Origin of the sequence: Phenylobacterium sp. (genome assembly GCF_031425575.1) — a bacterium.
Taxonomy (GTDB): Bacteria; Pseudomonadota; Alphaproteobacteria; order Caulobacterales; family Caulobacteraceae; genus Phenylobacterium.
The window spans coordinates 1-4,989 of the sequence record NZ_JANPJP010000257.1; the positions used below are offsets into that span (position 1 = coordinate 1).

Below are 4,989 nucleotides of genomic sequence, written 5' to 3' on the forward strand. Positions count from 1 at the left end.
TCGACGGCTAGGGCGATGATCTCGCCTGGATGCGCAGCTAGCGCGGAAACCGCTGGGCGATGTGGGCCGCGAGCGCGTCGCGCACCTCGCGATAGGCCGCCAGCCGGGCCTCCCGGGAGCCCTCCACCAGAGTGGGGTCGAAGGTCGGCCAGTACTCGATCTCCGCCGACCGGCCCCGGGTCATCTCCACGGCCCGGTGCTGCGATTCCGGCGTGAGCGAAACCACCAGATCAAAGGACGAGTCCTCAAGGTCGTCGAAAGTCTTGGGGCGATGATCGGTCAGGTCGACGCTGAGTTCGGCCATCACCGCCTCGACGAAGGGATCGGCGCCGTCGGCCGCGTCCCGCTTGAGGCCGCAGCTGTCCACATAGACCCGGTCGCCCAGGGCGCGCTTCATCAGCGCCTCGGCCATAGGCGAGCGCACGCGGTTGAAATTGCAGGCGAAGAGCACCGCGCCGGGCAGCGGCGGCGCGGACGGGTCAGCGGCCATCGAACCCTAGCCCCGCCAGTGCAGGGCGCACATCAGGGTGAACAGCCGCCGCGCGGTGTCGAGATCGGTCTCGATCTTGCCCGCCAGCCGGGTGCGCAGCAGGGTCGAGGCCTCGTTGTGCAGGCCGCGCCGGCCCATGTCCAAGGCCTCGATCTGTGACGGCGTCGAGTTGCGGATCGCCTGGTAATAGCTCTCGCAGATCAGGAAGTAGTCCTTGATCAGCGGCCGGAAGGGCGACAGCGACAGGATGTGCCGGCGCTCGTAGTTGGGCCCGCGCACATCCAAGACCAGGCGGTTCTCAACGAGGCCCATCTTCAGGTCATAGGGACCGCCCTCGGCGCCCTCAGGATGGAAATAGTTCTCCTCCAGCAGATCGAAGATAGCGATCTGCCGCTCCTGTTCCTGGTCGCGCGAGACCGCGGCGAGGGATTCCTCGTCGATCTCCACGGTTTGCAGGCGGTGCTTGGTGCGGTCTTCGTCGGCCATGTCGGTCGAAAGGGAGGAACGGTGAGCGAGGTTTATTGCAAACCAACCCCTAACGTCATCCTCCCGATCGCGGCATAAAAATCGCCCGGCGCTGGGGGACGCCGGGCGAAGTTGGTTCGGGAGGAACCTCAGGAAGGCTTAGTAGCCGTAGCCGGCGTACTGGTCGCCGACGGGCTGGGCGTAGCGACCGCTGACATAGCCGACGCCGACCCCGTTCTGACCCACCAGGATCCAGTCGGTCCCACGCACCCGGGCCAGGGCCTGGAAGCGCTCACCGGCGCGCAGCGAGCCGACCTTGCGGCCCGAGGCGGACGGCGTGCCCCGCAGGTTCAGGTTGCTGTTGGCTGCGAAGGATCCACCATCCCGGACATACCTGGCCGGGGAGATGTCGCCCGACAGTCGGTAGCCCGAGTGGCTGTAGGTCGACGGCTGCTGGTAGGGCTGCTGCTGGTAGCCCTGCTGCTGGTAGCCCTGCTGCTGGTAGCCCTGCTGCTGGTAGCCAGGCTGGTAGGTCTGGCCGTAGCCGTAGGCGTTCTGGCCCTGGTCGGAGCGCTGCATCCTGCAGCCGACATAGGAGCCGGCGGCCCCGCCGACCACGGCGCCGATGGCCGTGCCCGTGCCGCGGTCGTTCTTGGCCAGGTTCGAACCGGCCGCCGCGCCCAGCAGCGCGCCGATCAGCGCGCCGCCGACCTGCTTGTTGCCAGGGGCGTCGCAGCCGACCACCGGGCTGAGGCGGGTCTGGGCCGAGGCGCCGGTAGCGGCGCCGGTGGCGAGAGCGGCGGCCATCGTCGCAACGGCCGCGCTGCGGATCAGCTTGGAAGAGGTTTGCATGGCTTGGTCTCCGTCTTGAATGGGTCCGAAGCCTCGTGGGCTCCGATGACCACACAATAGGGGACCCATCCTGAACGGGCGCCTGGACGGCGCTGTTAGATGCCGTTCAGCTTGCCGGGGCTCAGCTTCGCCCTTCGTTCCTAGCCTTGGCCCAGCCGGATGGCGGCCGAGCGCGCGTGGGCGGGCAGACCTTCGGCGTCCGCCAGCGCCACCGTCGGCGGCCCCAGGATCGCGAACGCCGCCTCATCGCACTTCACGATCGAGGTTCGCTTGATGAAGTCATAAAGCGACAGTCCCGAGGAGAACCGCGCCGCGCGGCTGGTGGGCAGCACGTGGTTGGAGCCGGCCACATAGTCGCCCACCGCTTCGGGCGCGTGCCGTCCCAGGAAGATGGCTCCGGCGTGCCGCACGTGGTCGGCTAGGCGCTCGGGCTCGTCCAGGGCGAACTCCACGTGTTCGGGCGCGATCATGTTCACCAGCCGCGGCGCCTCGCCCAGCGGCGCGATGATCACCGCCCCGTGGTTGCGCAGTGAGACTGTCGCGTCGTCTCGGGTCTCCAGGCTCCCGAGCTGCAGGGCGATCTGCGCCTCGACGGCGTCGGCGAAGGCCTCGTCGTCGGTGATCAGGATCGACTGCGCCGCGGGGTCGTGTTCGGCCTGGGACAGCAGGTCGGCGGCGATCCAGTCAGGCCGGCTGGCGGCGTCCGACACCACGACGATCTCGGAGGGTCCGGCCAGGGCGTCGATGCCCACCGTGCCATAGACCCGCCGCTTGGCGGCGGTGACAAAGGCGTTGCCCGGCCCCACGATCTTATCGACCGGCAGAATCGGTCCGGCGCCGTAGGCCAGGGCTCCGACCGCCTGGGCGCCGCCGACCCGCCAGATTTCGGTCACCCCAGCCTCCTTCGCGGCCGCCAGCACCGCCGGCTGCAACCGCCCCGGCGGGGTCACCATGGCGATGCGCTCAACCCCGGCCGCCGCCGCAGGCACCGCGTTCATCAGCACGGTGGAGGGATAGGCCGCGCGGCCTCCGGGCACATAGATCCCCACCGCCTCCAGCGGCGTCCAGCGCCAGCCCAGCTCGACGCCGGCCTCGTCGGTGAACCACTGGTCGGCGGGGCGCTGCCGCTCGTGATAGGCGCGGATGCGCTTGGCGGCGAAGGCGATGGCCTCGCGGACTTCAGGCGCGCATTGAGCGGCGCCGGCTTCAATCTCTTCGGCGGTGACGCGGATGTTCTCGGCGCTGACATTGGCCCGGTCGAACTGGCGGCCAAACCGCAGGACAGCCTCCATCCCTTCGGCGCGGACCGCCGCCAGGATGTCACGCACCAAGGCGTCGACATCGTCGGGGGTCTCACGGCGTTCTTCGACAAAGGCGGCGAAGGCGGCCTCGAAGCCGGGCTCGGAAAATCGGAAACGGCGCATGGGCGGTACTTAGCGACGCAAGCGGCTTCGCGCTACGGCTTGTCAGCTGTCGTGGGCGGGAGTTCTGGGCGTCGGCCAGGGCGCGGAGATGTCGGCCAGCACCGCGTCGACGCATTCGACCGCGATGCGCAGATCGCCATCGCCGGCGAAACTGAGGGTGATCGTGCCGCCCGGCGCTTCGCCAGGTGCGAATTCCAGGGTCAGCAGCTCGATCACCGCCGACTTGGCGCCGCGCCGCAGATTGCGGGTCTGCACCCCCAGCACCGAACCGATTTGCAGGGCCGATCGCACGCGCTCGCCGCCCTGCCCTTCCCAGCGATAGCGGTTGAACGCCACCGTCACCCGGCGTCCCCGCGTCTCCACCGTGATGTCACCGATCTTGGCCACCGCGTCCTGCAGGGCCGCGGAGATGACCGCGAGGTCTTCCTCATCTTCGGCCAGCAGGTGCAGCAGGTCGCTCATCTCAGATTCCCGGTTTGTCCCGACGCGGCGCGTCAAGGCAAGGCTCGTTCTCTAGCCTTCGCGCGAACCTTGTGGAAGGTCGCGTCCTACTTGTCATCTTCGGCCTTGGCGGGCGCCGGCCTGGGCTCGGGCGCCTTGCGGCGGCGCAGATTGGCGCGCAGCGCCTGGGCGAGTTGGGCCTCGCGCTCGGCCGACTTCGGTTTGCCGGATTTGTCCATATTCCCAGGGGTGCGGCGACCGGTCTGGGACGTCAAGTTGTCTTCCGGCGCTTTTAGGCTTCACGCGGCCCCCGACGTTGGCTATAGCCCGCCCTCGCCTTTTCGCCGTTGTAGCTCAGAGGTAGAGCGCATCCTTGGTAAGGCTGAGGTCCAGGGTTCGAATCCCTGCAACGGCACCACTATAAACCCTTGCGGTGCAAGGGATTTCAGGGGGACGGAACGCACCAGCGCTCCGTCCCTTTGTCATTTTGCGTAGGCCCGGTCCCTGGCGCGCAGCGCAAACCTGCTTGCGACTGAGCATTCCCATATATACATCCGGGCAATATTCTCGCGCCCAAGGCGCATCGACCTCGACGAGGCGCCCATGGACGAGCCCGCCACCTACACCGCCTTCGCCGCGCAGCATGGGCTGGCCACGGGCGCGCTCTGGGATGTCGCCTTGGCGGCCAAAGCCGCCCACGACAGCGGCCGCGAACCCGTCCTGGTCTTCGACGACGCCACGGGCCGGACAGTCGAACTGGACTACAGGGGATCGCCTGACGATGTCCTGGCGCGCCTGCCAAGCAGCGAGCCGCGGGCAAAGCCCGGGCGGGGTCGGCCCCGGCTCGGGGTCACGGCCCGCGAGGTGACCCTCCTGCCACGGCATTGGGAATGGCTTGCCAGTCAGCCAGGCGGCGCATCGGCCGTGTTGCGCCGCCTGGTCGAACAGGCGCTCCGAGAAAACTCAGGCGCCGACGACGCCCGGCAGGCCCTGGAGGCGGCGCACCGCGCCATGACCACCCTGGCCGGCGACCTGCCCGACTATGAGGAGGCAATGCGCGCCTTCTACGCCAAGGACTATGCTCGCTTCGGCGGGCTCACCGCCCCCTGGCCAAGGGATGTCGGTGACTATCTCCGTCGCCTTGTCGCCAAGGTGGAACAACGCCAGGCCGCCGCCTAACGCCCGTCCAGCGCCTTCAGGCCGATGCCCGCGAAGAAAGCCGAGATCCCGGCCGCCAGCCAGGGTGCGCTCTTGACGATCCAGTTCCAGAATGCAGCCGCGCCCTCGATCTTGTTGCGCGCCGCCTCCAGCAGATCG

7 protein-coding genes and 1 tRNA gene are annotated in these 4,989 nt (G+C 68.6%); 2 read left to right on the forward strand and 6 right to left on the reverse strand.

Features of this window, described 5'->3' with window-relative positions; translation table 11 throughout:
- Positions 1–37: 37 nt before the first annotated feature.
- The 6 genes from RMO97_RS14915 to RMO97_RS14940 all read right to left on the reverse strand — a co-directional run bounded on the left by RMO97_RS14915 (position 38) and on the right by RMO97_RS14940 (position 3,947).
- A complete protein-coding gene (locus RMO97_RS14915) occupies positions 38–490 on the reverse strand; it encodes a low molecular weight phosphatase family protein (protein ID WP_310541835.1) in 453 nt (150 codons plus the stop codon).
- A 6-nt stretch (positions 491–496) separates the two neighbouring features.
- Complete coding sequence (locus tag RMO97_RS14920; RefSeq protein ID WP_310541836.1) at positions 497–976, reverse strand: UPF0262 family protein; 480 nt, start codon at positions 974–976, stop codon at positions 497–499.
- A 138-nt stretch (positions 977–1,114) separates the two neighbouring features.
- Positions 1,115–1,807 carry an SH3 domain-containing protein gene (locus RMO97_RS14925; RefSeq protein ID WP_310541837.1) on the reverse strand — a complete coding sequence of 231 codons (693 nt, stop codon included), beginning with the start codon at positions 1,805–1,807 and terminating at the stop codon, positions 1,115–1,117.
- A gap of 140 nt (positions 1,808–1,947) precedes the next feature.
- On the reverse strand, positions 1,948–3,231 hold the full coding sequence (gene hisD / locus RMO97_RS14930) for a histidinol dehydrogenase (protein ID WP_310541838.1): 1,284 nt from the start codon (positions 3,229–3,231) through the stop codon (positions 1,948–1,950).
- A gap of 42 nt (positions 3,232–3,273) precedes the next feature.
- Positions 3,274–3,693: a DUF2948 family protein gene (locus RMO97_RS14935; protein WP_310541839.1), complete on the reverse strand. Its 420-nt coding sequence runs from the start codon at positions 3,691–3,693 to the stop codon at positions 3,274–3,276.
- Between the two features lie 86 nt (positions 3,694–3,779).
- Entirely contained in the window at positions 3,780–3,947 is a 168-nt protein-coding gene (locus tag RMO97_RS14940; RefSeq protein ID WP_310541840.1) for a hypothetical protein, read from the reverse strand.
- 68 nt (positions 3,948–4,015) lie between these two features.
- On the opposite strand from RMO97_RS14940, the gene RMO97_RS14945 reads away from it, so the two are divergent.
- Both RMO97_RS14945 and RMO97_RS14950 read left to right on the forward strand, forming a co-directional pair.
- Positions 4,016–4,090, forward strand: a tRNA-Thr gene (locus RMO97_RS14945).
- Positions 4,091–4,275: 185 nt separating this feature from the next.
- Positions 4,276–4,851, forward strand: a complete 576-nt coding sequence (locus tag RMO97_RS14950; RefSeq protein WP_310541841.1) for a DUF2239 family protein — start codon at positions 4,276–4,278, stop codon at positions 4,849–4,851.
- The last annotated feature ends 138 nt before the right edge of the window (positions 4,852–4,989 follow it).